General features: G+C 70.4%; 19 protein-coding genes. 9 read left to right on the top strand and 10 right to left on the bottom strand.

Annotated elements, in window-relative coordinates; genetic code table 11:
- Window position 1: 1 nt before the first annotated feature.
- A complete protein-coding gene (locus tag AB0K12_RS00675; protein ID WP_364554642.1) occupies window positions 2-1,021 on the bottom strand; it encodes an energy-coupling factor ABC transporter permease in 1,020 nt (339 codons plus the stop codon).
- 75 nt (window positions 1,022-1,096) lie between these two features.
- Window positions 1,097-2,911, bottom strand: a complete 1,815-nt coding sequence (locus AB0K12_RS00670) for a glycosyltransferase family 2 protein (RefSeq protein ID WP_364554640.1) — start codon at window positions 2,909-2,911, stop codon at window positions 1,097-1,099.
- 326 nt (window positions 2,912-3,237) lie between these two features.
- On the opposite strand from AB0K12_RS00670, the gene AB0K12_RS00665 reads away from it, so the two are divergent.
- Both AB0K12_RS00665 and AB0K12_RS00660 read left to right on the top strand, forming a co-directional pair.
- Complete coding sequence (locus AB0K12_RS00665) at window positions 3,238-3,597, top strand: hypothetical protein (RefSeq protein ID WP_345395476.1); 360 nt, start codon at window positions 3,238-3,240, stop codon at window positions 3,595-3,597.
- 311 nt (window positions 3,598-3,908) lie between these two features.
- Entirely contained in the window at window positions 3,909-4,853 is a 945-nt protein-coding gene (locus AB0K12_RS00660) for a D-2-hydroxyacid dehydrogenase family protein (protein WP_364554637.1), read from the top strand.
- A gap of 119 nt (window positions 4,854-4,972) precedes the next feature.
- On the opposite strand, the gene AB0K12_RS00655 is transcribed toward AB0K12_RS00660, so the two are convergent.
- Together AB0K12_RS00655 and AB0K12_RS00650 are read right to left on the bottom strand one after the other, a co-directional pair.
- Entirely contained in the window at window positions 4,973-5,389 is a 417-nt protein-coding gene (locus tag AB0K12_RS00655) for a PIN domain-containing protein (RefSeq protein ID WP_364554635.1), read from the bottom strand.
- The gene (locus AB0K12_RS00650) at window positions 5,365-5,670 is read right to left on the bottom strand and encodes a hypothetical protein (RefSeq protein WP_364555728.1); all 306 of its coding nucleotides are present in this window, start codon (window positions 5,668-5,670) and stop codon (window positions 5,365-5,367) included. The genes AB0K12_RS00655 and AB0K12_RS00650 overlap by 25 nt, the downstream gene beginning before the upstream one ends.
- A 45-nt stretch (window positions 5,671-5,715) precedes the next feature.
- Between AB0K12_RS00650 and AB0K12_RS00645 the strand changes: the two genes are divergently transcribed.
- Window positions 5,716-5,865: a hypothetical protein gene (locus tag AB0K12_RS00645; protein WP_364554633.1), complete on the top strand. Its 150-nt coding sequence runs from the start codon at window positions 5,716-5,718 to the stop codon at window positions 5,863-5,865.
- 92 nt (window positions 5,866-5,957) lie between these two features.
- Here AB0K12_RS00645 and AB0K12_RS00640 read toward each other — a convergent pair whose 3' ends face one another.
- The gene (locus AB0K12_RS00640) at window positions 5,958-6,482 is read right to left on the bottom strand and encodes a CGNR zinc finger domain-containing protein (RefSeq protein WP_364555726.1); all 525 of its coding nucleotides are present in this window, start codon (window positions 6,480-6,482) and stop codon (window positions 5,958-5,960) included.
- A 115-nt stretch (window positions 6,483-6,597) separates the two neighbouring features.
- On the opposite strand from AB0K12_RS00640, the gene AB0K12_RS00635 reads away from it, so the two are divergent.
- Together AB0K12_RS00635 and AB0K12_RS00630 are read left to right on the top strand one after the other, a co-directional pair.
- The gene (locus tag AB0K12_RS00635) at window positions 6,598-7,353 is read left to right on the top strand and encodes a class I SAM-dependent methyltransferase (protein WP_364554631.1); all 756 of its coding nucleotides are present in this window, start codon (window positions 6,598-6,600) and stop codon (window positions 7,351-7,353) included.
- 43 nt (window positions 7,354-7,396) lie between these two features.
- On the top strand, window positions 7,397-7,642 hold the full coding sequence (locus tag AB0K12_RS00630; protein WP_364554629.1) for a hypothetical protein: 246 nt from the start codon (window positions 7,397-7,399) through the stop codon (window positions 7,640-7,642).
- An 8-nt stretch (window positions 7,643-7,650) separates the two neighbouring features.
- Here the strand turns inward: AB0K12_RS00630 and AB0K12_RS00625 are convergent, their stop codons facing one another.
- Complete coding sequence (locus tag AB0K12_RS00625; protein ID WP_364554627.1) at window positions 7,651-8,616, bottom strand: class I SAM-dependent methyltransferase; 966 nt, start codon at window positions 8,614-8,616, stop codon at window positions 7,651-7,653.
- A 139-nt stretch (window positions 8,617-8,755) separates the two neighbouring features.
- On the opposite strand from AB0K12_RS00625, the gene AB0K12_RS00620 reads away from it, so the two are divergent.
- The 4 genes from AB0K12_RS00620 (at window position 8,756) to AB0K12_RS00605 (ending at window position 11,601) form a co-directional block, all read left to right on the top strand.
- Entirely contained in the window at window positions 8,756-9,358 is a 603-nt protein-coding gene (locus AB0K12_RS00620) for a hypothetical protein (protein ID WP_364554626.1), read from the top strand.
- 179 nt (window positions 9,359-9,537) lie between these two features.
- On the top strand, window positions 9,538-10,368 hold the full coding sequence (locus tag AB0K12_RS00615) for an aminoglycoside phosphotransferase family protein (protein ID WP_364554624.1): 831 nt from the start codon (window positions 9,538-9,540) through the stop codon (window positions 10,366-10,368).
- Window positions 10,369-10,743: 375 nt separating this feature from the next.
- Window positions 10,744-11,319 carry a histidine phosphatase family protein gene (locus AB0K12_RS00610; protein ID WP_364554623.1) on the top strand — a complete coding sequence of 192 codons (576 nt, stop codon included), beginning with the start codon at window positions 10,744-10,746 and terminating at the stop codon, window positions 11,317-11,319.
- Window positions 11,320-11,445: 126 nt separating this feature from the next.
- The gene (locus tag AB0K12_RS00605) at window positions 11,446-11,601 is read left to right on the top strand and encodes a hypothetical protein (RefSeq protein ID WP_364554621.1); all 156 of its coding nucleotides are present in this window, start codon (window positions 11,446-11,448) and stop codon (window positions 11,599-11,601) included.
- Between the two features lie 46 nt (window positions 11,602-11,647).
- On the opposite strand, the gene AB0K12_RS00600 is transcribed toward AB0K12_RS00605, so the two are convergent.
- The 4 genes from AB0K12_RS00600 to AB0K12_RS00585 form a co-directional block, all read right to left on the bottom strand.
- Entirely contained in the window at window positions 11,648-17,992 is a 6,345-nt protein-coding gene (locus AB0K12_RS00600) for an RHS repeat-associated core domain-containing protein (protein ID WP_364554619.1), read from the bottom strand.
- An 81-nt stretch (window positions 17,993-18,073) separates the two neighbouring features.
- Window positions 18,074-22,180 carry a LamG-like jellyroll fold domain-containing protein gene (locus tag AB0K12_RS00595; RefSeq protein WP_364554618.1) on the bottom strand — a complete coding sequence of 1,369 codons (4,107 nt, stop codon included), beginning with the start codon at window positions 22,178-22,180 and terminating at the stop codon, window positions 18,074-18,076.
- Between the two features lie 193 nt (window positions 22,181-22,373).
- Window positions 22,374-23,069, bottom strand: a complete 696-nt coding sequence (locus AB0K12_RS00590; protein ID WP_364554617.1) for a response regulator transcription factor — start codon at window positions 23,067-23,069, stop codon at window positions 22,374-22,376.
- Entirely contained in the window at window positions 23,066-24,253 is a 1,188-nt protein-coding gene (locus AB0K12_RS00585; protein WP_364555725.1) for a sensor histidine kinase, read from the bottom strand. The genes AB0K12_RS00590 and AB0K12_RS00585 overlap by 4 nt, the downstream gene beginning before the upstream one ends.
- Between the last annotated feature and the right edge of the window lie 250 nt (window positions 24,254-24,503).

Genomic DNA, 24,503 nt, shown 5'->3' with positions numbered 1-24,503 from the left:
CTCACACCTTGATCTGGTCGGAGGACTTGCCGCGGCCGCGCGCCGCGTAGCCGACGGCGCCGGCGATCAGCAGCACCAGGCCCACGCCGATGATCCCGGCCACGCCGACGGGGATCCCGCCGACATCACCGTAGTCGGCCAGCGCCCACGTCCCGAACAGGTGGTCGGCGGCCTGGTCGCCGAAGCCCTTGTTCTCGGCCACCGCCTCAAGCCCGTCGGGGTCACCCGAGGCGACGAACGAGACCACCCCGGCCAGCACCAGCGTCACGCCCACGCCGCCGAGCAGGAACGGCTTGAGCCCGGCGGCCACCGGCTGCGGCTCGCCCACCGTGCTCTCGTCCACCGTGGTCTCGCCCTCGGCGCCGCGCAGGACCAGCGGCTTGGCCAGGCCGCGGGCGCCGTACACGAGGTCGGGCCGGACGGCCAGCACGGCGCCGACGGTCAGGGCCGTGATCACCGCCTCGCCGACGCCGATCAGCACGTGCACGCCGCCCATCGCGGCGGCGACCGCGCCGACCTCGATCGGCGCGGTCCCGCCGATCGCGAACAGCAGCGTGAACACGAGCGCCGCGGCCGGCACCGAGACCAGCGCGCCCAGGAACGCCGCCACCACCACCTTGCCCCTGGTCAGCCCCGCCACCAGCCGGAAGACGCCCCAGCCGACGAGCACGGTGACCAGGCCCATGATGGTGACGTTGACGCCGAGCGCCGTCAGCCCGCCGTCGGCGAAGAACACCCCCTGCACCAGCAGCACCACGGCCATGCACAACACCCCTGTGTACGGCCCCACGAGTATCGCCGCCAGCGCGCCGCCCATCAGGTGACCGCTGGTGCCCGCGGCGACCGGGAAGTTGAGCATCTGCACGGCGAAGATGAACGCCGCGACCAGCCCGGCCATGGGCGCGGTCCGGTCGTCGAGCTCGCGCCGCGCGCCACGCAGGCACACCGCGACACCGGCGGCGGCCACGACGCCGGCGGACACGGACGTCACCGCGTTGAAGAAGCCATCGGGTACGTGCACGGCTGCCTCCATTGAGCAGGTCGGACAAACGGTCCTACTTTAGGACATCGTCTTGCACCTGCATATAGATGGCAATTAGCGCAGGATTCTTTTCACGAGAGTTTCCGCAGTCAGACGCTTGACGACCGCGCTCAGCCGCCCCTTGCCCGACGTCGCGTACGGCCGCACACTCCGCATCAGCGCCGCGCCCCACCACCGCCGCGGAGCCGCCACGGCGGTGGCGCCCGTCTCGATCCTGAACCGCGCGGGCGGCCCACCCAGATCGAGCTCCAGGTACGCGTCCCAGGTCCCCGGCGCCAGCCGCCCCACCGCGGGACGGGCCGCGAACCCGCCACCGGGCAGCGGCACCACCCGCTCGGCCCGCTCGCACCCGCTGCGCCGCTCCCGCCACACGATCCGCCTGATGGCCGCCGCCTGCGGGGCGGTGCCCGCCACCGTGACCTCGCCGTCGATCAGCAGCCGGTGGCCGAGCGCCCAGCGCGTCCTGATGAGCGTGGCCGCGCCGGGCACCGCCACCACGTGCCCGCCCACGTCGATGCTCAGGTTGCCGTTGTCCCTGGTGAAGTAGGGCAGCACCACGACGCCGCCGACCAGCCTGGGCCGGGGCCTGCCGAGGTCGCTCACGCGGTCGGCGCCGAGCCTGCCCAGCCGGATCACGCCCTCGATCTCGACCGCCACCCGCAGGTCCCAGACGCCGGAGCCGAGCGCGCCCACGTCGAGCCGCACGGTGAACTCGCCGCCCTTGCGCTCGACCGGCAGCACCAGCTCGGTGCCGGGGTCGTGGCGGGCGCGCAGCACCACGGTCAGGCCGTCGTCCCTGGTGATGCCGTCCAGCCTGGCCGCGCCGGTCACCACCAGGCGGTCGCCCTCCCAGCGCAGCCCGGTCAGCCTGCGGCGCACGGTGGCGCTCTCGATGCGGGCCAGGCGTACGAGGCGGTCGATGTCGCCGAGCGCGTCGGCGCGCTGCCGGTCAATGGTGTTGAGCCGCTCGTGCACGCCCGGGGTGTACCACTCGTCGCACAGCGCGGCGACCTCGCGGGCGATCTCCTTGCGCCGGACGTCGTCGCTCTCCAGGAACACGGTCCCGAGCTGGGTGAACACGTCGAGCCTGAAGTGCCGGCGCAGCAGGTGGTCGCGCAGCGGGCCCGGCTCGACGTGCCTGGCCATGAGCCGGATCGGCTCTTTGATCATCGCCAGCCAGGCGAGCGGGTCCCTGCTGCCCGACTGCTGCATGATGCTGCTGCCGTCGGGCCGCGAGACCAGGTGGTAGCAGTCGTAGTCGGCCACGATGGAGATCGGCCCCGCGTGGCAGTAGGCGTGCACGCTGAAGAGGATGTCCTCCCCCACGAGCATGCCCTCGCCGAACCTGATGCGGTGGCGTTCGAGCAGCTCTCTCCTGAACAGCTTGAAGCAGCTCAGGCTGTTGTAGACCGGGCTGTCGCCGAGGCTGACCCGGTCGGCGTTCTGCTGGAACATCGACACCGGCGCCCGCCTCCCGTGGCCGACGATGCGGCCGAGCACGATGTCGGAGCCGTTGGCGTCGGCCACCGACACCATGCGTTCCAGCGCCTCGGGGCCGAGGTAGTCGTCGGCGTCGCAGAAGAAGACGTAACGGCCGGCGGCGTGCTCGATGCCGACGTTGCGCGGGCGGCCCGCGCCGCCGCTGCCCTCGATGTGGATCACCTTGACGACGCCGGGATGGTAGGAGGCGTAGAGGTCGAGCAGCTCGCCGCTGCCGTCGGTGGAGCCGTCGTCCACCACCACGATCTCCTTCTTCACCCGCTGGACGAGCGCGGAGGTCAGGCAGCGGTCGAGGTAGGGCCGGCAGTTGTGCACGGGGATGACGACGCTGACGTCGAGGGCGTCGTCATCGCTGCCTGTCCCCGGCATCGCCACCACTCCAAGAGTTCACGTCGCGTCGTCATCCCGCTTCAGTATGTGACGAGTGCGGGCGTCCGCGCGGGCCGATCGCGTGTTCTCCATCCCTGCTTTTGCTAAGAACGGAGAATCACGGCATTCGGCCAATAAGCCCGCGCACACTGGCCAAATAGTTCATTCATGCAGCACCGAATGAGTTTCAGGGGTGTGGATTTCCCTCCCGGGAGAAGAATCCCTCCCCGCCGGGTGCATTCCGCCACCACCGCAGGCCGCAGGTGATCCGCGACCGGGCGTCGCGCGTCTACAGTTAGGCAACCTTGACTCGGAGGTGGCGGGTAATGGGATCGGATCTGCGCGGCGACACCGCGAACGGCTCGGCCGTCCACACGGCGGAGTTCATCGTTTCCTCGGCACGGCTGACGGAACTCTACGAATGCGCCGTCCTGCTGCGGCGTACGCGGGTGCGCGCGGAGGAGATCGTGGACGAGGCACGCGCCCTGGTGGCCGAAGCCCGGCAGCACGGCGACACCGAGCGCGCCCTCCTCCTGGAGGACCAGCTCGAACAGGCGCACGCCCGATACCGCCAGGTGCTGAAGGCATACCTGGTGCTCTGCCGCAGAATCAACGAGGAACGCCAGGACATCCTGCGCGTCCAGGTCGAACGCGACCGCATGTCTGGATTGTCGGGCGTGGCCTGAGATTTACGCGCAGGCACCCGCTCGCCACCGCCACCCACTCATGTTTCACAAGCGGGCGGGAGAAACCAGCGAGAAATCGATGAATCGGGGTGAACCGTTGTGGCGTTTGGGGCGTCTCATAGTCAAGGAGGCCCGAAATGCACGCCTTGGACGGTCTCGCGGCGCCCGACTTGCAGCGGCTCCAGCTTGAGCTGCTCCTGATCCTGGCGCTGCACGAAGAGGCGGAGCGGCTGGCCGCCGACTAGAACGGGCTCCAGCTCCCCGGGGCCGCCCCCCGGGGAGCTGGAGCAGGGGGCGTAGCATTTCTGGTCATGCTGCGCTGCGCCGTACTCGACGACTACCAGGACGTCGCACTCGGGCTGGCCGACTGGTCACGGGTGTCGGCCAGGAGCTACCGCGACCACTTCGCCGGCCTCGACGACCTCGTCACCGCCGTCCACGACTGCGAGATCATCGTCGCGATGCGCGAGCGCACGCCGTTCACCGCTGAAGTGTTCGCCCGGCTGCCCAACCTGCGCCTGCTCGTCACCACCGGCATGCGCAACGCCTCCATCGACCTCGCCGCCGCCCGCGACAACGGCGTCACCGTCTGCGGCACCGGTGCGAGCTCCACCCCCACCGTCGAGCTGACCTGGGCGCTGATCCTCGGCCTCGCCCGCCACCTGCTGCCCGAGGCCACCGCCCTGCGCACCGGCGGCCCCTGGCAGCAGACCGTCGGCGCCGACCTGCACGGCCGCACGCTCGGGCTGCTCGGGCTCGGCCGCATCGGGTCGCGGGTGGCCGCCGTCGGGCGGGCGTTCGGCATGGACGTCGTGGCCTGGAGCCGCAACCTGACCAAGGAACGCGCCGCCGAGTGCGGCGCCCGCCTGGCCCCCGACCTCGACGCGCTGCTGGCCTCCTCCGACGTCGTCTCCCTCCACCTCGTGCTCTCCGACCGCACCAGGGGGCTGCTCGGGGCGCGCGAGCTGGACCTGATGAAGCCGACCGCCTACCTCATCAACACCTCGCGGGCGGCGATCGTCGACCAGGACGCGCTGGCCGCCGCCCTGCGCGAAGGGCGCATCGCCGGGGCCGGGCTCGACGTGTACGACGTGGAGCCGCTGCCGGAGGGGCACGAGTTCCGTACGCTGCCGAACGTCCTGGCGACCCCGCACCTGGGCTATGTGACGGAGCTCAACTACGGCACCTACTTCAGGGAGGCGGTCGAGGACATCGACGCCTTCCTGGACGGCGCCCCCATCAGGCACCTCACCTGAACGCGCACCGATACCGCAGCTCACGGACCGCGAGCCCGCCGATGACCGCGTCCTTGACGGCGCCGTCCCGCCGCCAGCCCATCCGCTCGTAGAACCGGACCGCCCGGCCCTGGAGCAGTCTAGACAGCGACCACCTGCACTGCTTTACCGCACAATTTTCTCATGTCGTCCTCGTCGGAGGTCAGGACGACGGCAGGGCGCAGCGAACGCATCGCGGTGGCCGCTACCACAGCGTCGATGGCGTACTTGTGACCGTGCAAACGGGCATCCCGGAGAAGCTCGATCGCTCGCCCGGAGATATCCTCGGTCACCGGCTCGATCTTCAACCGGGACAGATACCACCTGAGACGCTCGCTTTTGACCCGAACATCTTGCGCCTCGATCGGTGTCATGGCGCTGACCACAACCCGAAAATCGTTGTCCTGCGCCTCCTGTACGAACGCCGTCACCCGCTGGTCGGCCTCGCACCACTTCACGAGCCCTTCGCCATCGAGAACGACGGTGCCGGCGCTCAACCGGCTTCGTGCGCGCGCCATCCGTCCTCCTCCTGCAGTTCGGGCGCCGACTTCACGCGCCGGAACAACTCCGCCGCCTCATCACGCAAGGATTGCGGGATCGGCCCAGCAGCGGCCTCGTTCGCCTGCAGGGCCTCCTCCAGGAGATCCCGCTCGATCTGACGCTCCACAGCGGCATCTACGTAGGCGGAGAACCCGCGCGCGCCGACTCGCTCTCGGACAGCGCGGATGTTGCCCGCCCTCAGGGACACACTGACCTTGGCGGCCGGGCCGTCTCCCGGGGGAAAGTCTCGCTCTGGCATGCTCACGCGCTCAGTTTACTACTCGAAGTAGCAAAACAGGCCGAGGTGGCTCGCCAACGGATCGCCACTGCTCGCAAGGTCGCACGTCAGCAAGCGAGCGATGCGACCGAGCCCGACTACGGCACCTACTTCAGGGAGGCGGTCGAGGACATCGACGCCTTCCTGGACGGCGCCCCCATCAGGCACCTCACCTGAACGCGCACCGATACCGCAGCTCACGGACCGCGAGCCCACCGATGACCGCGTCCCTGACGGCGTCTTCTGCGGTGGCTGGGCGAACTCGCATGTCAGCCTCTCGTACGGGCTCGGAAGGCGGCCGTTTTCACCCGATTCTGGCAGGCGGTCGAGCAGAAGCGGCGGGTGCCGTTGCGGGAGACGTCCACGTAGACGCGGTCGCAGTGCGGGGCCGTACAGACGCCGAGCCGGTCGCTGAACTCGCTGCCCAGCACGACCGCGAGGCCCGTCGCGCAGCCGGCCGCCCAGTCGCCGGCCATGGTGCCGCCCGGACCGTGAAAGTGCAGGTGCCAGGGCTCGCCGTCGTGCCGTTCGAGGCGGGGCCTGGCGTCGGTCTCGGCGAGCAGCACGTTCACCTGCTCGGCCGCGCGGTCGAGGTCGCCGTCCGCGACGGCGGTGAAGACGGTGCGCAGGCGTCGCGCGACCTCGGCCAGCTCGGCGCCCTCCGCCGGGGTGACCTCGCGGTAGGAGGGATAGACGGTACGCAGGGCAGCGGTGGCGGCGGCGCCCATGTCGGCAGGCGCAGGAAGGGCCCGGCCGCGCTGCTCACCGGGAGTCAGCGCGTTGACTAGGGCCATCGCCACCCTGACCACCGCATCTGTGTGACTGTTGTAATCCAATTGACCGGTTACACTTTCATGCCGTACGTTGTGACTGTCCAAAGCTTAAACGACAGTTACAGGGAGAACGTTCGTGCTGACTCACGATGCCGCACTCCGTTGGCTCGCGCGCTGGGATCGCCAGCAGGAGGGCTACCTGCCCGACCGCGAGGAGCGCTTCACCGCGCTGATCGACGCCGTGCAGGCGCTCGGCCGGCCCGACCCCGTGGTCATCGACCTCGGCTGCGGCCCCGGCTCCCTGTCCGTCCGGCTGCTCGAACGGCTGCCCCAGGCCAGGGTGATCTCCGTGGACGCCGACCCGCTGCTCATCGGGCTGGGGCGGGCCGCGTACCCGCAGCTCACGTTCGTTTCCGCGGATCTGCGTACGAGCGGGTGGACCGGCCTGCTCGGCCTCGACGGCCCCGCCGACGCGGCGGTCAGCACCACCGCGCTGCACTGGATCTCCGAACCCGACCTCAAGGGCGTCTACGCGGAGCTGGCCACCGTCCTGCGGCCCGGCGGGCTGCTGCTCAACGGCGACCACCTCGACACCGACGACGCCACGCCCGCGCTCTCCCGCCTTGAGCACGCGGTGCACGACCTCGAGACCGAGCGCACGTTCGGCGCCGACCGTCCCGAGGACTGGCGCAGCTGGTGGGACGCCGTCGCCGCCGACCCCGACCTCGCCGAGCTCAACCGCGAGCGCACCACCGCCGGCGCCGACCATCACGGCTCGGAGTCCCGCCTGCTGTCGCAGCATGTGGGGGCGCTGCGCGAGGCCGGGTTCAGCGAGGTCGGCACGTTGTGGCAGCGGGGCGACAACCGGCTGCTGTGTGCCGTACGGGGCTAGCGATTCCCTTCACGTCGCGGGCGGCTCACGTCACAATGAGTTCATGCCGAGCTTCAAGCGGCTCACGATAGAGGAGGCCCGCGCGCTCACCCGCGCCGAGTTGCTCCCGCGGATCGAGGCGGAGCAGAAATACTGGTATCACCGCATCCATCGGTGCGAGATGAAGCCGGGTGACGACGCGGCGTTCCGGACGTTCAACGACATCCTGCACATCGCGGTCGGAGACGGCGTACCGGCCGACGACACCCGCTACTGGACCACCCCGCTCGGCGAGCTGGGCGACCTGTAGCCGGCGGGTCAGCGTTTGCGGGCCAGGGTGACGCCGTCCCGCACCGGCAACATCACGGAGTCGAGCCGCTCGTCCCGGGCGATCGCGTCGTTGACCTGGCGCATCGCCACCTGCGCCGCCCCCTGGAACGCCGGATCCAGCACCCGGCCGCCGAGGAACACGTTGTCCAGCACCAGCAGCCCGCCGGGCCGCAGCCTCGGGACGATCTCCTCGTAGTAGGCCGGGTAGCCGGGTTTGTCGGCGTCCACGAAGGCGAAGTCGAAGGCGGGCTCGTCGGGCAGCGCGCGCAACGTGTCCACGGCGGGCCCGATCCTGAGCTCGATGCGATCGGCCACGCCCGCCCGCTCCCAGAACGGCCTGGCGATGTCCGTCCACTCGGTGCTCACGTCACAGGCGATCAGCTTCCCGTCGGCCGGGAGCGCGCGGGCGATGCACAGCGACGAGTACCCCGTGAACACTCCGACCTCGATCGCCCGCCGCGCCCCCACCATCCGGGCCAGCATGCCCAGCAGCGCACCCTCATCGGCCGACACCTGCATCCCCGCCGACCGCCCGGTCACCTCCCGCGTGGTGGCCGCCAGCTCACGCAGCACCTCGTCGGCCGGGGTGCAGTGGGCAAGCAGATAATCCTCAACGATGGGCGAAACCAACTCGACCTGCTCCCCGGAGACGGCCTCCGCCCACACCACCCGCTCGCCATCTCCCGTCTGTACGTCACCCGCCTGCACGTCTCGCGCCGCGAGAAACTGCCGCCCGACCTCCTCCTGAACGCTCGCCAACCCGCCGGCGTCCGCCGCAGCCGCGATCACCAGCACCTCATCCCCCGCCGCCAGCACCGAACAACCGCCCCCGGCCAGCGTCACCTTCGCCCGCCCCGGCCCGGTCACCTGAGCGTCCGGCTTGAGCCGCTCGACGATCTGGGCGAGGTGACGGTCGGGGTCTGAGGTGGTGATACGAGCCGTGGACAGGGGCATGACAGCTCCTCTTCGCCGGATTTTTCACAACTTTCTCGTACGCGCCCCAGTCTGCCCCCCGAACCGCCACCCTGGACAACCTTCACCGGCTTTTGATCAACTGCGCACGTCCCTCAAGCAGCAACCCCGAAAGCCCGACATGTCCCTCATCACCCTGACCGAAGCCGCCGACCACTACGGCCTCTCCTATGACGCCCTGAAGAAGATCACCGCCGCCGGCCTCCTCCCCCCATCCCGCCGACACGGCCGCACCCGCCTCATCCCGCGGCACGTGGCCGAACGCCTGAGCACCCGCCCCACCGCCCCGCTCCACGAGGTCCTGCCGAAGGACGAGGACACGATGCCCGTCCTGCGCGTCGGCGTGGCACAACCGGTCAAGGACCAGGACCGCCCCTACATCGGCTTCCACGCCGACCTGGCACCCGAGCACCTGCTAGAGGCCCTGCGCGGCTGGTGGACGGGCGACCCGAAGAACATCTCGCGAGCCGGCATCCTCCCGATCACCCTCGGCGGCTTCGTCGTCGCCGTACTGACGGGCCTCGACGATTGGGAGAGCCGACGCATCTTCGGCACCCGCATCCGCCACCGCTTCGACGCAAGACTCGCCGGCTACCTCACCGACCTGGACGAACCGACGAACATGATCAGGACAGGCCCACTGGAGGACCAGACCCTCGCCGACCTTCTCCTCGGCACCCGCCTCCCGTCGAACGCCGGCGGCCCCATCGCCTACGTCCGCTAGCTGCGGGGTCTCGCGCGGGGGCAGCGTCCCGCAACCCGCCATGGCAAGGGTGAGGACGGCCGCCAGGGCGGAGTTCCGACTAAGCATGCGAACGCTTGTTCCATGGCCGAAAAATCACGCGAGCGGATATCCACGCCGCTGGTACGGTGCTCAGCCCGTACGGAAGAAAGAAGGCGCGGATGCAGGAAGCAGAGGTACGGCGGGCGACCGCCGCGGCCAGAGCGATCGCCTCATCGCTCGGCCTGGCCGCCGACGACGACGCGATCATCCTGCAGAACTCGAACAAGGTCATCCTGCGCCTGCTGCCCTGCGACGTGCTGGCCCGCGTGGCCCCCGCCACCCAGCAGGTGGCCGACCTCGAAGTCGAGCTCGCCCGGCGGCTGACCGGCTCCCCCGTGGCCGCGCTCGACCCCAGGGTGGAGCCGCGCGCCTACGAGCACGACGGCTACGTGGTCACGTTGTGGACCTACTACGAGCCGGTCGCCGAGGAGCCCCCGCCGGCCGACTACGCCGAGGCACTCCACCGGCTGCACGCAGGCCTGCGCGCGCTCGACGTACCGGCCCAGCACTTCACCGACCGGGCCGAGCAGGCCCGCCGCCTCCTCACCGACCGCGACCTCACCCCCGAACTCCCCGACGCCGACCGCGAGCTCCTGATCCGGACGCTGGCGAGCACGACCCGCACGATCCTCGAACGCGGCGGCCCCGACCAGCTCCTGCACGGCGAACCGCATCCCGGCAACGTGCTCACCACGAAGAACGGCCTGGTCTTCATCGACTTCGAGACGTGCTGCCGGGGTCCCGTGGAGTTCGACCTCGCCCACGCCCCCGTGGACGTCCATGGGCATTACCCGGGGGCCGATCGGGAGGTGCTGCGCCAGTGCCGCCTCCTGGTCCTGGCGATGATCATCACGTGGCGCTGGGACCGCGACGACCAGCTTCCGGACGGGCGGCGGCTGGGCGCGGAATGGTTCGACGAGCTCCGGGCGGACCTGCTCACGGGGTCTTGAGCGCGCCCCCGTCCACCAGCCAGTTGGCGCCGACCGCACCGGGCAAACGCCGCCAGATCGGCGCCGAACCCGTCCGCGCCGGTGAGCAGCGGCGTACGCGTGCCGGAGGGAGTGACGACGTTCACCCGGACTCCCGACGACGCGACCCCGCTCGCCCATACCTCCGCCGAGCCGCCGAAGGGATCTTCGAGCACCTCCGGGGGCGCGCTGCCGCCAGTTCGAGATCCATGATTGCTCTTTCTGGCCGTTCAGCCTTCGAGTACGCCTCACGCCAACCCCGCAAGTGGATACTCTCATCCGCTTAGCCCTGAAGTGAGAGACTGCGGCTGGACCGCCCGCTCGTCTGAAAATCACCCCGACGTCCGAGGAGCATCGATGGCAGTCGTCCTCATCTACGAGACGCACTCGATCAGCACCCACAACGAGGCGGGCATCGCGAGCGGCTGGCTGCCCGGCGAGCTGTCGGAGCGCGGCAAGGCTCTGGCCGCCGAGCTGGGCGAACGGCGCCGCCACGACGGCCTCGACGTGGTCTTCAGCTCCGACCTGCGCCGCGCCGTACAGACCGCGCAGATCGCCTTCGAGGACTCGGGCGTCCCTCTCCTCCAGGACCCCCGCCTGCGCGAATGCCATTACGGCGAACTCGACGGCATGCCGGTAAGCCGATTGGAGGGAAACCGCGCCCGGCACATCGAGCACCCGTGGCCCGGCGGCCAGAGCTACCAGGACGTGGTCGAACTGACGAAAGAATTCCTCATCGACCTGGCCGAGAACTGGGACGGCAAAAAGGTGCTGGTGATCGCCCATTCAGCCAACCGCTGGGCCCTCCAACACCTTTTGACCGGCGTACCCCTGGCCGACGTGGTGGATCGCCCCTTCGCATGGCGACCCGGCTGGACGTACGAACTGCCCACCGCCTGGAAAGGCCCCGCTGACCCGAGAGCAGCCCATTAGCGCGCCCTACTCCATGGATGCTGGACTCCTCATAACCAGCGCAGCGAGCAGAACCAGCGCTCAGCGCATCCGCTCCAAAGCCGACCTCTGCGGCATGAGCCTCTCGATGGGCGCGTCCCCCTCGTCATGGCCGTCAACAGCACCGAACCCGCACCAAGCGACGCGATCACGAAAGCCCTCAACGCACTGATCGAGAACGGCGAGTACGGCGAACCGCTCGCCGACCGAGGTCTCCAGGACGGCGGCGTCACCGCGGCCCGGATCATCCGCAGCGCCTCTTAGGGCGCGCATCGAACCCGGGCCGCACACATCGGCGTGACATGGGCGGTCAGCCGAACCATTTCCTGATTTTCGGGAGCTGGCGGGCGACGAACGCACCTGCCGACCCGCCCGCCGCCGCTCCGAGGTACCCGCCGACGGCGCCGCAGGCGGGACCGCACACCGCGCTGCCGAGGGCCCCGCCCGCCAGCGCGCCGCCGGCTGTGAAGCCTCCCCGGATGGCGGTACGGGCCACGCGCATCCCGGTGCCCATGCCCGCGTCCTCCTTCCATTGCGAGATACCGTTGTCGACTCCCGCTACCACCGCTCCCGCGATGTTGGCTCGCGCGCTGAGCTTGGCCAGGCGCGCGCTCTTGGCCGCGGCCTCCTTCATGGACATCCGCATGGATGCTTTGTAGTAGGCGGACCAGTAGCGGTGATTACCGCCGTTCTTGATCGCGCCGAGTTCGGCCGCGAACTGCATCCTCCGGAGTTCGGCCAGTTCATCGAGGTTGTTCAGCATCGGGATCCGCTTGCCGCCGTCGAGGATGGCACCGGCGAATCCGAAGCCGAGGGCGCCCCATCCCCAGTAGGTGAACCGCTGGGGGGAGACGTTGCCCACGAAGATCGAGCCGTAGCCGGACGGGGTCTCGTACGGCTGGACCGGGCGCAGCAGGGGCACCATCCTGGCCCGGGGCGCGGGACGGTACCCGCCGCCTCCCCCGCTCCTGCCGCCGGAGCAGGAGTAGAGGATCCCGCAGCCGATCGGGCCGAGCGCGTTGCGCACCTTCTTGGGGATCTTCGGCCGCGGCGGGTTGAGTATCTGGCAGAGGAACGGCAGCGCCTTGCACAGCGAGGAGCCTCCGCCGCCGCAGTTCTTGCCGGAGTAGTAGCACTGGGTGTTGCCCCGCAGTGGCCCGTCGAGGCCGGAGGGGTCGCTCTGGGTGATGGGGGTGTTGTTGGCGTAGACGTAGCCGTTCCAGCTCTGCGGATGGTCGGCGTTGAAGATCGGGTCGACGGAGATGAACCGGCCGGTGTCCGGGTCGTACAGGCGGGCGCCGAGGTGGGTGAGCCCCGTGGGGTCCTTGGTGCCGCCGACGAAGCCCTTCTCCCCAGGCCAGGACGCCGCGTCACCACGCTCGCCGCCGAACGGGGTGAAGCGGCGCACGGTGGTCTGCTGGGTCGCGGCGTCCACGGCGAGCTGGGCGGTGTCCTGATGGTCGACCGTAAGGTAAGAGACGCCCGCGGCGGTACGCATGGCGACGGTCTCGTCTCCGTGCTGGTAGTAGCGGGTGGCGACGGGGGCGGTGGCGCCGGTGTTCAGCCGCAGCTCGGTGTCGGGCAGGTAGAGGGTGGTGCCGCCCGGGTCCTTGCGCAGCAGGCGGTTGCCTTCGGCGTCGTAGACGAAGCCGGTGCTCTTGCCGCCTTCGGCGATCCCGGTGAGCGCACCCGTGGCGTCCCAGTCGAGGGTCTGGGTGGTGCCGCCGACCGAGCGGGTGAGGGTGTTGCCGGTCGCGTCGTAGGTGTAGGTGTCGGTGCGAGCGCCGGCGCCTCCGGTCTGCGTCACGCGGTCGAGGTGGTGGCCCCGGCCCGGCGACGCGTAGGTGTAGGTGCGGACGGTGTCCGCCGCGCCGCCGATCCCGTGCCGGGTCTCCGAGGCTCGGTTGCTGGCCGCGTCGTAGGTGAAGGACTGCCAGTAAGGGGCCGGGCCGCCGAGCACGGCGGTGGCGGGCGCGGCCTCGCAGGAGACGTCGCCCTCGGTCCAAGCCTCGGTCAGGCGCTGCAGGTGGTCGTAGGCGAAGCACTGGTTGTCCGTGCCGTGCCTGGAGGCGTCGGCGATCGCCGTGACCTGGCCGGCGTCGTCGTAGCGGTAGGTGGCGTCGCGGTCGGCGCCGTTCTGGTTCTCGCGCAGGGTACGAGCGGTGAGCAGGCGCTGGGTGCCCCACTCGTAGGTGAAGGTCTGCCAGACGCGCTTGCCGGTGACGCCGAGCTCGAACAGCAGCGGCTTGCCGGTGGGGGTGTAGTCGGTGGCGGCCACGTACGTGCCCAGGTTGCTGGTCAGGCGGGTGGGTCGCAGGTAGGCGTCGTAGGTGGTCACGAGGGATTCGGCGGGCAGGCCCCCTGCGGCGGGCAGGCTCCGGCCGGTGATGGTCTCGTCCAGGCCGAAGGAGGTGGTGAAGACGTACGTCCCCGCCAGCGCCCCCTCGGCGGCCGGGACGACGACGGCGGTGGTGTCGGCGCGTCCGAGCTGGTCGTAGTGGCGGATCTCGGTGGTGTAGTCACCGGCGGAGGTGTGCCGGGTGGAGGTGGCGAGCTTGCCCTTGCCGAAAGGAGCGGTGTCGTAGGTGAAGGAGGTGAGCGCGGGGCCGGTCGGCGAGCCTTCGCGGGTGACGGTCTTGCGGCCCTGCACGTCGTAGGAGGTGAAGACCTTCTTGCCGCGCGCGTCGGTGACCGAGGTCTCCCTGTCGAGGTCGTCGTAGGTGAAGGTGGTCGTACCCTTGTCCGGATCGACGGTATTGATCTTGCGGCCGCGCTGGTCGTACGTGGTGGTCCAGACGGCTCCGTCCGGCCCGGTCACGCTCGCCTGCTCCCCCGCGGGCGTGTAGGTGTAGCGGGTGACGTCGTAGGCGCCGGTCGGCGCGGGGCCGTGATACTGGCGGCGCTCCACGACCTTGCCACGGGCGTCGGTGATCTCGGTCGTGGGGATACCGCCCGCCGGCGGGGTGACCGAGACGCGGTTGCCGCCGCCATAGCTGGTGACGGTCCGCCATTTCTCCTGTTCCGGCTGGGAGCCGTTGCCCACCATCAGGATCTCGGCGGTCTTGCGGCCGAGCCCGTCGTACTCGGTCCGGGTCTGCGCCTCGACGTTGCCGGGGGTCAGGATGCCGAACAGCTCGGGCTCGGGCGCTCCCGAGGCCGGGTACGGTGAGTAGCTTTTGATCACCTGGCCGCGCTCGTCGTAGAAGGTGTCGGTGATCACCCGCCCGTCCTGGCCGGGCACCTGCGTCTGCCGGGAGCGCAGCCAGCCGTCCAGCAGCTCGATCTCCGCGACGCGTTCCGCGCCCGTGGCGCTCAGTTCGGTCGTGGTGATGGCGACGATCTTCTTGTCCTCCATGCGGTAGCCGAAGGCGAAGTTGGGCTTCTGGCCGGAGGCCTTGGAGCGGTTGGGCTGCCAGACCTTGCTGAGCCGTCCCAGCCCGTCGTAGACGAGGTCGGTGCGCAGCCTGTTGGCATCGTCGATCGTGGCGGTCGGCTGGCCCCAGGCGGGATCCAGCTCCTCGGTGGTGGTCAGCGGGGTGGTGCCCGGCACCGTGGGAGGTGTCTTGGCGACCTTGGTCGTCAGGCCGCGCGTGTCGGTGTACGCGGTGGTGGCGGCCTGCCCGAGCGCGTCCTTGACCACCGTGGTACGGCCGTAGGAGTCGTAGGTCGTCTGCTTGTCGGTGACGTACGTGGCCGTCGTGCCGTCGTGGGAGGCCAGCGACTCGGTCTTGGTCACGTTGCCCCGGCTCGGGGCGGCCCCGTAGGCGCCGCCGTCGTAGTAGGTGCGCGTGTCGGAGATGACCTGGCGGGACCGGTCAGGGGTGGCGGTGCAGGCCACGGCGACGGTCTCGACACGGGAGGGGAAGGTCACCATGTGGGCGGCGGCGTTGTCGGCGTAGCTGGTGCGGGTGCACTTGTCGTCGGCGTCGGTGGTGACGTCGCCGAGGTCGCTGACGGCCGTGCTGCGGCCGGCGCCGGGGCCGGACCCGGCGTAGTCGGTGTCGGTTCTGGTCTCGATCCAGCCGCCGCCGTCCTTGGCCGTCCAGGTACGCGTGACGTCGGTGTTGACGATGTTGGCCGTGACCGTGCCCCAGGAGCGGGTCCGTGAGGCGGTCTGCATCCGCCACGGCGTCTTGACGGACTTGGAGTGGACCTGCCCTCCTGGGCCGGTGTACTGGACCGTGCGCAGCTCGAACCCGGCCAGCGCCTCGTGGTCGGTGTACGTGCCGCCCTCGCCGTCGGAGACCTTCACCGACTTCTCGCCGCCCGACTTGTTGAGCCGGTCGCCGTCCATGCCGCGCAGGTAGAACGCGTCGGCCTGGGCGGCGGGGGCGGCGAAGTCGCCGGTGAGGGTCCTGACCTGGCCGTAGCCGCGCCATTGGGACCAGGTCTTGTGCTTGTCCTTGGTGAGCCCGTCGTCGTCGTCGAAGTGCCAGGCCGCCCCGCCCAGGTACTCATACCTGGTGGCCATGTTCGGAGCCAGCCCGGTACGGTCCACCTGGGTCACGCTGGTGACGACGTACTTGTGGAACCAGTCGGTGATGGGGTCCTCCCGGCCCGGCGGTTGCCAGATGACCGGGAAGCAACGCTTGGTGTTGGTCTGCGGCGTCGGCAACGCGTCGAGCGTGCAGTCCGCATCGCTGTAGCGCACGTCGATCTGACCGCCGGACTCGTCATAGATCGCGCCCACGCGGTAGCGGACGTAGGCGAGGATGTCGTCGCCCGACTTGTCCAGCCGGTTGGGCAGCTGCACGTGCTGGAAGGTCACTTTGGGCAGCGTCACCGGGCCCGCCCCGTCCGACGCGGCGTGCCCGGCGTGCTGGATCGAGGACAGCAGCAGGTCCCGCTCCACGTCCGCCAGGCCCCACCCGTGCTCCAGGGACCAGGACTCCACGTCGCGATGATCCGAGCCGTCACCTTTGATCACCTGAGTGGTGACCTTCGCCAGCCGCTTACGCGACCAGAACGTGGGCGCCACCGCCCCGTGGTCGTCCTTGCACTCCTGGCCGGAGTCGCAGTGGAGGTCCCACGGCACGTCCCACCAGCGCTGCGGGTGGTCGCCGATCTTGGAGGGGGCGCAGTCGAAGGAGGCGTCGGGCAGGCAGCGTTCGGCGGTGTCGAAGACCACCCTGGCCGGCGCGGCGGCGAACAGGGCGTCGGAGCGCAGCCCGTACGAGATGGTCGTGAGGTACCCGCCGCGGGTGTAGGGAGTCTCGTCGGCGGCCTTGAGGTTGCGCCCGTAGTGGTTGGTCTCCTTGGCGTAGGTGTAGGTGATGGCGTTGCCGTCGCGGTCCACGACGTAGTCGAGGTTCCAGCGGTAGGCCTGCTGGCACCAGGAGTCGGCGAAGGAGGATTTGTGGCAGGGTTCGTCTTCGTCGTCGCCGAACACCGGCACCGTCCAGGCCGAGGCGGTCTCCGGCCGGCCGTCGCTCCAACCGGGCAGCCGGTTGCGGCCGAAGAAGTACTGCACGCCGTCGGTGCCGGTGACCCGCCAGTACTCACCGTCGTTGTCGCCGTTGGTCGCGCCGGTGAGCTTCTCGAACTTCGTCCCGTCGTCGTTCTTGAGCCGCCAGGCCCCGTCCGCGGCCTTGATGAGCTCGCCGGCCTTGCCGTTCCAGGAGACGGTGGCGTTGTCGTATCCCCAGCACTGGTCGCCCGGGTAGTTGCCCCAGGAGTCCTTGGGCGCGCCGTCGTCCTCACACGACTTCGACCGGCGCTCGATGAAGCCGGGCGACAGCTCGAAGCCCTGGCCCACCCAGGACGGCTGGCCGTTGGTGTTGCCGGTCCGCCCGTCCACGCTGCCCGAGGAGTACGACAGCGCCACCTCCGGCTTCAGGTCGCCCGGCACCGGCGGCACCCGCATCGGGTACGTCCAGGTGAACTCCCCCGCGTTGCCCCCGGCCTCCCAGGTGGCCGACGGCGTCAGCGAGCTGGCCTTGTAGTCGCCCTGCGAGCCCGACTCCCCGGCGGCGGCCATGAGCACGGTGCCGGCCGAGGCGTCGACCTCGGCGGTCAGGGTGCGGGCCGCGCCGTCGTTGGCGGCTGGTAAGGGCGTGGGCGTGCGACATCCCGGGGCGTCCGGGGTCGTCAGCACACATCCCGGCAGGCGCACAAGACGCAGCCTGCTGCCGTACGCGCCGCCGTACGACTGCGCGAAGGAGGAGTAGTCGATCCGCACCCCGACTCTGCCGGGCTCCCGACCGATCCGCCGGGGAGCGGCATCAGCCGGGTTCACGCTGAGCACGAGGCCGTCGAGCCCCGCCCTGACCGCGGCGGGCCGGTCGAGCACCGACACGCGCACCTTGTCCGCCGCGCGCGGCGCGCTCGCTCCGCCCGCCGGGAGGATCCATACCGGCAGGTCGCCCGCGCGCACTGCCCGGCCCGCCTCAGGCACGCCGACCTCGGCGGTGCCGGCCGACGGCCAGTCCGCCCGCGGCGCCGGCCCGGGACGTACGGCAGGGTCGGCAGGGCGCGGCAGCGCCGCCAGCCGCTTGCCCTTGACCGGCCGTTCGGTACGAGCGGTCCTCGGTCTTTCCGTGTTGACCGGTTCAGGCTCCGCCAGAGCCGGGACGCCGGGCACCATCCCTGCCAGGCACGCCACCGCCGTGCCCAGCACGGTCCCGCGCAGTGCCGCGCGCTTCAGTCTCACCATCATCACGACCTCCACGGGGGGCCAGGACACGACAAGGGGTACGGCCCGGCCCCCTCGCACGGGGCGCGGGCGGCCGATGAGGGATCAGGGTCCCGAGGCGGTGTCCAGCTCGCCGCCGGTGGCCAGCATCTGGACCTGCTCCTGGGTGAGCGCGCCCTGGTAGGCCCACACGTCGTCGATGGCGTCGGGCCAGAACTCGCCGCCGAACCTGCTGCGGCCCACCTGCAACCCGCCGTTGGCGGCGGCGAACCCGAACACCTGGTCCTCCTGGGAGACGCCGAGCGAGGTCTCCTCCAGCTGACCGTTGACGTACAGGCTCATCCGGTCGCGCAGCGCGTCGTAGACGAGCGCGACGTGGTCCCAGTCCCACTCGCTGAAGGCCGAATGTCCGGCCTGGCGCAGCGCGGAGGCCGCGGTGGAGTCGGCGTTGCGCATCTGGATCTGCCAGCCCCCGGCCTCGGGGTCGGCCGGGTCGGGGACGTAGCGCAGGGCGAAGGCGTTGGCGTTCGCCCCTGCCTGCGAGAAGACGGTCCTCGCGGTCTGCGGGCGACCCATGTTGCGCACCCAGCCCGCCACGGTGAAGCTGTCATCGGTCCGTACGGGCGGCGCGGCCGTCTCGGCGTAGGCCGTGGTGCCGTTGAGCAGCAGCCCGGCGCTGGAGACGTACCGGAAGCCCGAGCCGGGGTCGATGACGGCGCCGCCGGCCAGGGTGAGGTTCTGGGCGCCGGCCGGTTCGCCCGCGCCTCCCGAGTTGAGCTTCCAGCGTCCCTTCACCACCGGGTGCTGGGTGACGAGCTCCTCGGCCTCGACCGCGCCAAGCGACCGGTCGTAGACGCGCACGTCGTCGATCAGGCCAGGCCACTGGTCCACGTAGGCGCCCAGCCACTTGCTGCGGCCGATCTGCAAGGGTCCGCCGGCGTGCCAGACCAGGTCCAGCGGGCCGCTGTCGGTGCCCTGCTCGCCGTTGACATAGATCCGCAACCTGCGAGTGACCGCGTCGTAGACGCCGACCAGGTGGGTCCAGGCGTTCACGGCCGGGGTGACGTTGGAGACCGCCTGGTACCAGCCGCTCTCATCGGTGTCGGTCTTGGCCTTGCCGAACACCCACTTCTTGATGCCGCCCTCGTACTTGAGGTAGAACCCGCTCTTGCGCACGCCGTCCTGGGAGACGACCGAATAGTGCTGGTCGAGCCGGCCGGTCTCCAGCCGGACCCACGCCGACACCGCGAAGCTCTGGGTGGTGTCCACGACGGGACCGGCCGTGGCGGCGTGGCCGGTGACGCCGTCCAGGCGCAGCGCCGTACCGTCCTGGCCGTCCTGGCCGAGCATGCCGCCGCCCGACAGCGCGGCCTGGACGGGCGAGGCGGCGCTGTACACGCGGCCGGCTCCCGTTTGCTCGTCCATCGGCCAGTACGCGACCTCGCCCGCCGGCGCGGCGCCCGCCGCGAGCTGCCCGGCCTCCTGGTCCGTCAGCGCCCGCTGGAACAGCCTGACCTCGTCGATGCCGCCCGCCCACTGGTTGACCTGGGCGTCGTTGTACTTGCTGCGCCCGATCTGCAGCGCGCCCGCGGCCTGCCAGGCGCTCACGCCGCTCGCCGTCCCCGCGAGCTGCCCGCCCACGTACAGGCGCAGCTGGGCGGAGGGCTGGTCGTAGACGCCGGTGACATGCGACCACGAGCCCAGCGGCAGGGCGGTGCCCGCCTTGGCCGAGTGCCACACGCCGCCGCCGTCCCCGGCGGTGTCGGTGCTGGGCATCTTGAACTCCGGCATCCCGGACGGGTCGATGCCGAGCTGGAAGCCGCTCTGGTGCGCCCCGTCCTGAGCGAGTGCGTTGACCATGCCGTAAGCGGTCGGCCTGACCCAGGCGGAGACGGTGAAACTCTCCCCGGTGCGCAACACCGGCAGGTTCGTCTCGGCGTGGCCGCTGGTCCCGTCGAGGGTGAGCGCCGTTCCCGCCTGGCCCGCGCCGCCCAGCGTGGCACCGCCGCGGACGTACGCGGGCGTGCCGGCGCTCTGTCCGGTCACGCTGGTCGCGCCGGCTGCCTCGTCCAGCGTGAACCTGGCCGCCGCGTCCGCGCCCGCGCGGGCCCAGAACTCGTACGTCGTCGGCGCGCTGTTCTGGGCGGCCTGCGTGAACGCCTGCACGGTCAGCAGATTGGGTCCCGAGCGGCTCGGTGCCACGGCGACCTGGCGGGCCGCGCCGTTGGTCGTGGTGACGGTGGTGAGGAGGGCGCCATTGAGCTTCAGCTCGTAGCGGGCCGCGGCCTTGGCCGGATCGCTGATCGTGAAGGTGCCCTGGTCGCCGACACCGCCGTGCCAGCTCTGGTCACCCGGGTATTCGGCGGAGGACACCACAGGCGCGGCCGGCACCGAGGGGTCGTAGTAGAAGTAGCAGCCGGTCTGCGCGCCGTCGTAGCTCCACGGGCCCCATTGCACGCCGTCCCAGGCGCGTACGCCCCATCCGATGAGCTTCTTCTGGGGGATGGTGGACGGCAGCTTGATCTGGTGCCTGCTGCCCGAGGTCAGCGCCGGCGTCAGCGGCGCGGTCCACTTGGCGCCCCAGTCCGAGCCGTCGGCCTTGTCGGCCCAGTGCAGGGTGAACTGGCCCTGTACCTTCTTGGAGTCCTCGGTGTCCGGGTCACTCAGGTAGGCGTACACGGTGGACAGATCGTTGACCCACTGCGCCTCTCCCCTGTCCACGCACTTGGTGCCGGGGCTGGCGAACATCGATCCGTTGTTGGGCTGATGCGGCGGCCCGTTGTACTGGATGCGCAGGTAGGCGTCATCGGCGAAGCGCTTCCACCAGGACATCGAACTCTCGCTGTAGGCCCTGAGCCCGAAGGTGATGGTCGAGTACCCCTTGTTCACCGCGCTCTGCACGTGGGCACGCAGCTTGGACCCGCCGAACTCGACCGGCGCCCGCGAGCAGTAGGCGACGTCGCGCGAGGTCAGATGCTCCAGCCAGTCGTTCTTCGTGTTGTTCCACGTCGCCCCGGAGGTCAGCGCGCTGGCCCGCCACAGCTGCACCGACGTGGCGTTGTGGCAGTCGTAAGCCGCGGTCTCGTAGGCCACGAACTCGGCCGACTCGATGTACTTGCCCTTGATGGAGGGCAGCTTCATCCGGTAGAAGATCCGCTTGGTCTGGTTCTTGACGCACCGGCCGTCCTTGGCGACCTCGCAGCGGCCCACACCCTCCGTGGCGTTGCCGTTGAACTTCGGATAGTTCTCATCCGGATAGCCCGAGGACACCATTCCCCAGTAGTAGGCGGCGCTGGTCTGCCACACCGGATCGATGTAGACGGGGAACGTGGTGTTCGGCGAGGTCAGCAGCTCCTGGTCCGGAGTGAGCGCGAGCTGCCGCCCGCCCAGGCCGACCCGCACCTTGGCGGTCCGCGAACCCTCCCCCGGCCCCTTGCTCAAGTCCTGCGTCTGCGCCTGCGCTGTCAGCCCCCGGGCGGCGGGCCGCGAGGAGTCCCACATGACCGGGGACGGGGCCTCGAACACCGCCTCGCCGGTCGTGCCGTCCCTGGCCCGCAGCACACCGGCGGCGTCCCTGTCCACGGACAGCCGATCGGTCCCCAGGGTGAACGCCAGCTGGGCCAGCCGCGGATCCCTGGCCGCCGCCGCGGTCCTGATCACGAGGGTGTGGGAGAAGCCGTCGGGCAGCGCACGTACGCGGAGATCGACGTCGGTGCCGAGAACGCCCTGGTAGACGGCGGTGTCGCCGTCGATGACGGGTTCGGGCAGCGTGCCCGGCCACGACAGGGACAGCTCGCGGCCCGCGCGCGACATCCGTACCAGCGGTTCCTGCCCGCCGCCCGACAACCGCAGCCCGACGGCCGTCGCGGCCGGGACGAGGCCGGAGCCCTCACGGCGCAGCGAGGTGTCGATGTCGGCCCACTGCCCGTCGCGGCGCGTACGCACCGGCCGCAGGTGTTCGGTCACCTCGAACCGGCCGTTGGGCAGGACCCTGACCGTGTGGTGCTCGCCCCGCTGCGACAGCACCTCCACCGGGCGGCCCGACGAGCGGGCCTGCTCGGATGCCTCGGTCTCGGTCACCGCGCCATCAGCGGGCGCGGCGACCTGGGACGTCGTGCTACCCGGTAGTGGGCCGGTGGCCGCGGCCGCCGCCTCGGCCTCGCCGGCGACCACGCAGGCCAGCACGGCGAGCACCGCCGTACCCTGTGCCACCGCGCGCCCTAATCGCCCCCTGCCACCGAGCACCACGACCATTGCGACCCCGCTCCCCAGACCTGTCCGATGATCAGAAACTAGGTGACGGAAGATCGGGAGAACATTCGGCGGCGGTTTGATTCTTGACTACAACGACGGCGGTAGCGAAGTCTCGCTCGTAAACCTTCGCGGTACGGCCAGGACCGCGGCGCTAGGCCTCCAGCTCCTTCAGGGTCCGGTGGCCGCGGGCCATGACCAGGCCTGTCTCGTACGCCATGACCACCGCCTGGGCCCGGCTGGCCAGGCCGAGCTTGGCCATCGCCCGGTTGAGATGGGTCTTGACCGTCGCCTCGCTGACGACCAGCTGCGCGGCGATGTCGGCGTTGGCCAGGCCCGTGCCCACCAGCCGCAGCACCTGCAGCTCGCGGCCGGTGAGCATGCTGAGCTCAGGCGCGTCGGACGGCGGGCAGGCCGTTCCGCCCGGCTGCGTGTACGCCTCGATCAGGCGGCGGGTGACGCTCGGCGCGAACAACATGTCCCCCGCGGCCACCATGTCGATGGCGGCCAGCAGGCGCTCGGGCGGGCAGTTCTTCAGCAGGAAGCCGCAGGCTCCGATCGACAGCGCCGCGAAGACGTACTCGTCGAGGTCGAAGGTGGTGAGCATGACCACTTTCGGTGGTCGCTGGGGAGCCTGGGCGATGATGCGGCGCGTGGCCTCGATGCCGTCCAGGCGCGGCATGCGAATGTCCATCAGCACGATGTCCGGGCCGGTGTCGGCCGCCAGCGTCACCGCTTCGTCGCCGTCCTCCGCCTCTCCTGCCACCTCGATGCCCGGCGCGGCCCGCAGCAGCGCGGCCAGACCCGCGCGGATGAGGATCTGGTCGTCGACGACGAGCACGCTGGTCATTCCGGCTCTGCCCCTTCCACCCGCTCCTCGCTTCCGGCCTGCGCGCCCGCGGACGGCAGAGGCAGGGTGAGCACGACTTCGAAGCCGCCCTGAGGGCGCGGCCCCGTGATCACCGCTCCGCCATACAGCCTCGCTCGTTCCCGCATTCCCAGCAAGCCGTGCGCCGCGGTGTTCTCCCGCTTCCGAGCGGAGGGACCGACGCCGTCGTCGATGACGCGCACGACGAGCCTGGCGGCGGTGTACGTGAGCACGATGACGACCTTCGCAGGACCCGCATGTTTGATCACGTTGGTGAGCGACTCCTGGACGACGCGGTAGACGCACTGGTCGGCGCCCGGCCCTACGGGCCTCGGCACGCCCTTGACGCTGACCTCGACCGGCACTCCGGCGGCCCTGACCCGCTCGGCCAGCTCGTTCAGGTCTGCCAGGCCCGGTGCGGGGGCGTAGGCGGGGTCCTCGCCGTTGGTGCGCAGCACGATCAGGAGCCTGCGCATCTCCTCCTGGGCCTCGAAGCTGCTGGTGGCGATGGTGTCCAGGGCCGTACGCGCCACCGCCGGGTCGGAGGTGAACACATATCTGGCCAAACCCGCCTGGACCGACACCACGGACATGTGGTGGGCGACGATGTCATGCAGCTCGCGGGCGATGCGCACCCGTTCCTCGGTCACGGCCCGCTGAGCCCGGTCCTCCTGCTCGTACCGTAATTGCGCGCTCAGCACCGAGAGCTGGTACCTGTCGACGCCGAACGCCCACATGACCACCACCGCCAGGACCTGGCCCAAGGCCGCCACAGCCGTCACCAGCAGCAGCCCTCCGACCAGCACCAGGAGCGCAACGGCCGCAAGGCAGAGCGCCGACACCTTCACCGGCCTGCGCGCGGCCACCGTGTACAGCGCCACCAGCGACGCCCACGTGGCCATGGGCGGGTAGCCGAGAAGAAGGTAGACCGACCAGATGAACCACGTGACGACCAGCACGACCACCGGAGCGCGGCTGCGCCATACCAGCGGGAGGTTGCCGAGGCCGATGAGCAGGAGCGCCAGGGCATCGAACGGGGGCCAGCCGGGCGCCGAGAACTGCGTCGCCGACGCGTAGCAAGCCACAGCGAGCAGCACGGCGAGAGCGGTGTCGATCACCCGCGTGTCGATCCTGCGCCGCCCCTGCGTCTGGCCGTGCCACAACATGATCACCGCTCGGAGCATAAAACCCGCCGCCCGCTCCGTCATCGAACCAGGGGTTGAACTTGACCTGTCCGCGAGCGAGCCGCAAGGGCACAAGTGGCACCGTCAGGGTGTCAGCCGCAGGTCGCCGCCCCAACTCTCCGCGACCACACTCCCCGACCCGAACACGCACTCCGCTCCCATCACCTCGGCACCGTCCACACCATCAGTCCGTCCAAACGCTCGCCCGCAAGAATCGCAAGATCCACGGAAC

It is taken from the genome of Nonomuraea sp. NPDC049419, from assembly GCF_040676995.1.
Classification (GTDB): Bacteria; Actinomycetota; Actinomycetes; order Streptosporangiales; family Streptosporangiaceae; genus Nonomuraea; species Nonomuraea salmonea.
This window is presented reverse-complemented; position numbering and strand designations above follow the sequence as displayed.

What these genes read in the sequence shown, in the direction of transcription:
- AB0K12_RS00615 (WP_364554624.1), top strand. Translation starts at nt 9,538, where the DNA reads ATGCAGGAAGCAGAGGTACGGCGGGCGACCGCCGCGGCCAGAGCGATC.
- AB0K12_RS00600 (WP_364554619.1), bottom strand. Translation starts at nt 17,992, where the DNA reads ATGATGGTGAGACTGAAGCGCGCGGCACTGCGCGGGACCGTGCTGGGC.
- AB0K12_RS00630 (WP_364554629.1), top strand. Translation starts at nt 7,397, where the DNA reads ATGCCGAGCTTCAAGCGGCTCACGATAGAGGAGGCCCGCGCGCTCACC.
- AB0K12_RS00640 (WP_364555726.1), bottom strand. Translation starts at nt 6,482, where the DNA reads ATGGCCCTAGTCAACGCGCTGACTCCCGGTGAGCAGCGCGGCCGGGCC.
- AB0K12_RS00590 (WP_364554617.1), bottom strand. Translation starts at nt 23,069, where the DNA reads ATGACCAGCGTGCTCGTCGTCGACGACCAGATCCTCATCCGCGCGGGT.
- AB0K12_RS00625 (WP_364554627.1), bottom strand. Translation starts at nt 8,616, where the DNA reads ATGCCCCTGTCCACGGCTCGTATCACCACCTCAGACCCCGACCGTCAC.
- AB0K12_RS00620 (WP_364554626.1), top strand. Translation starts at nt 8,756, where the DNA reads ATGTCCCTCATCACCCTGACCGAAGCCGCCGACCACTACGGCCTCTCC.
- AB0K12_RS00670 (WP_364554640.1), bottom strand. Translation starts at nt 2,911, where the DNA reads ATGCCGGGGACAGGCAGCGATGACGACGCCCTCGACGTCAGCGTCGTC.
- AB0K12_RS00655 (WP_364554635.1), bottom strand. Translation starts at nt 5,389, where the DNA reads ATGGCGCGCGCACGAAGCCGGTTGAGCGCCGGCACCGTCGTTCTCGAT.
- AB0K12_RS00650 (WP_364555728.1), bottom strand. Translation starts at nt 5,670, where the DNA reads ATGCCAGAGCGAGACTTTCCCCCGGGAGACGGCCCGGCCGCCAAGGTC.
- AB0K12_RS00585 (WP_364555725.1), bottom strand. Translation starts at nt 24,253, where the DNA reads ATGTTGTGGCACGGCCAGACGCAGGGGCGGCGCAGGATCGACACGCGG.
- AB0K12_RS00660 (WP_364554637.1), top strand. Translation starts at nt 3,909, where the DNA reads ATGCTGCGCTGCGCCGTACTCGACGACTACCAGGACGTCGCACTCGGG.
- AB0K12_RS00610 (WP_364554623.1), top strand. Translation starts at nt 10,744, where the DNA reads ATGGCAGTCGTCCTCATCTACGAGACGCACTCGATCAGCACCCACAAC.
- AB0K12_RS00605 (WP_364554621.1), top strand. Translation starts at nt 11,446, where the DNA reads ATGGCCGTCAACAGCACCGAACCCGCACCAAGCGACGCGATCACGAAA.
- AB0K12_RS00665 (WP_345395476.1), top strand. Translation starts at nt 3,238, where the DNA reads ATGGGATCGGATCTGCGCGGCGACACCGCGAACGGCTCGGCCGTCCAC.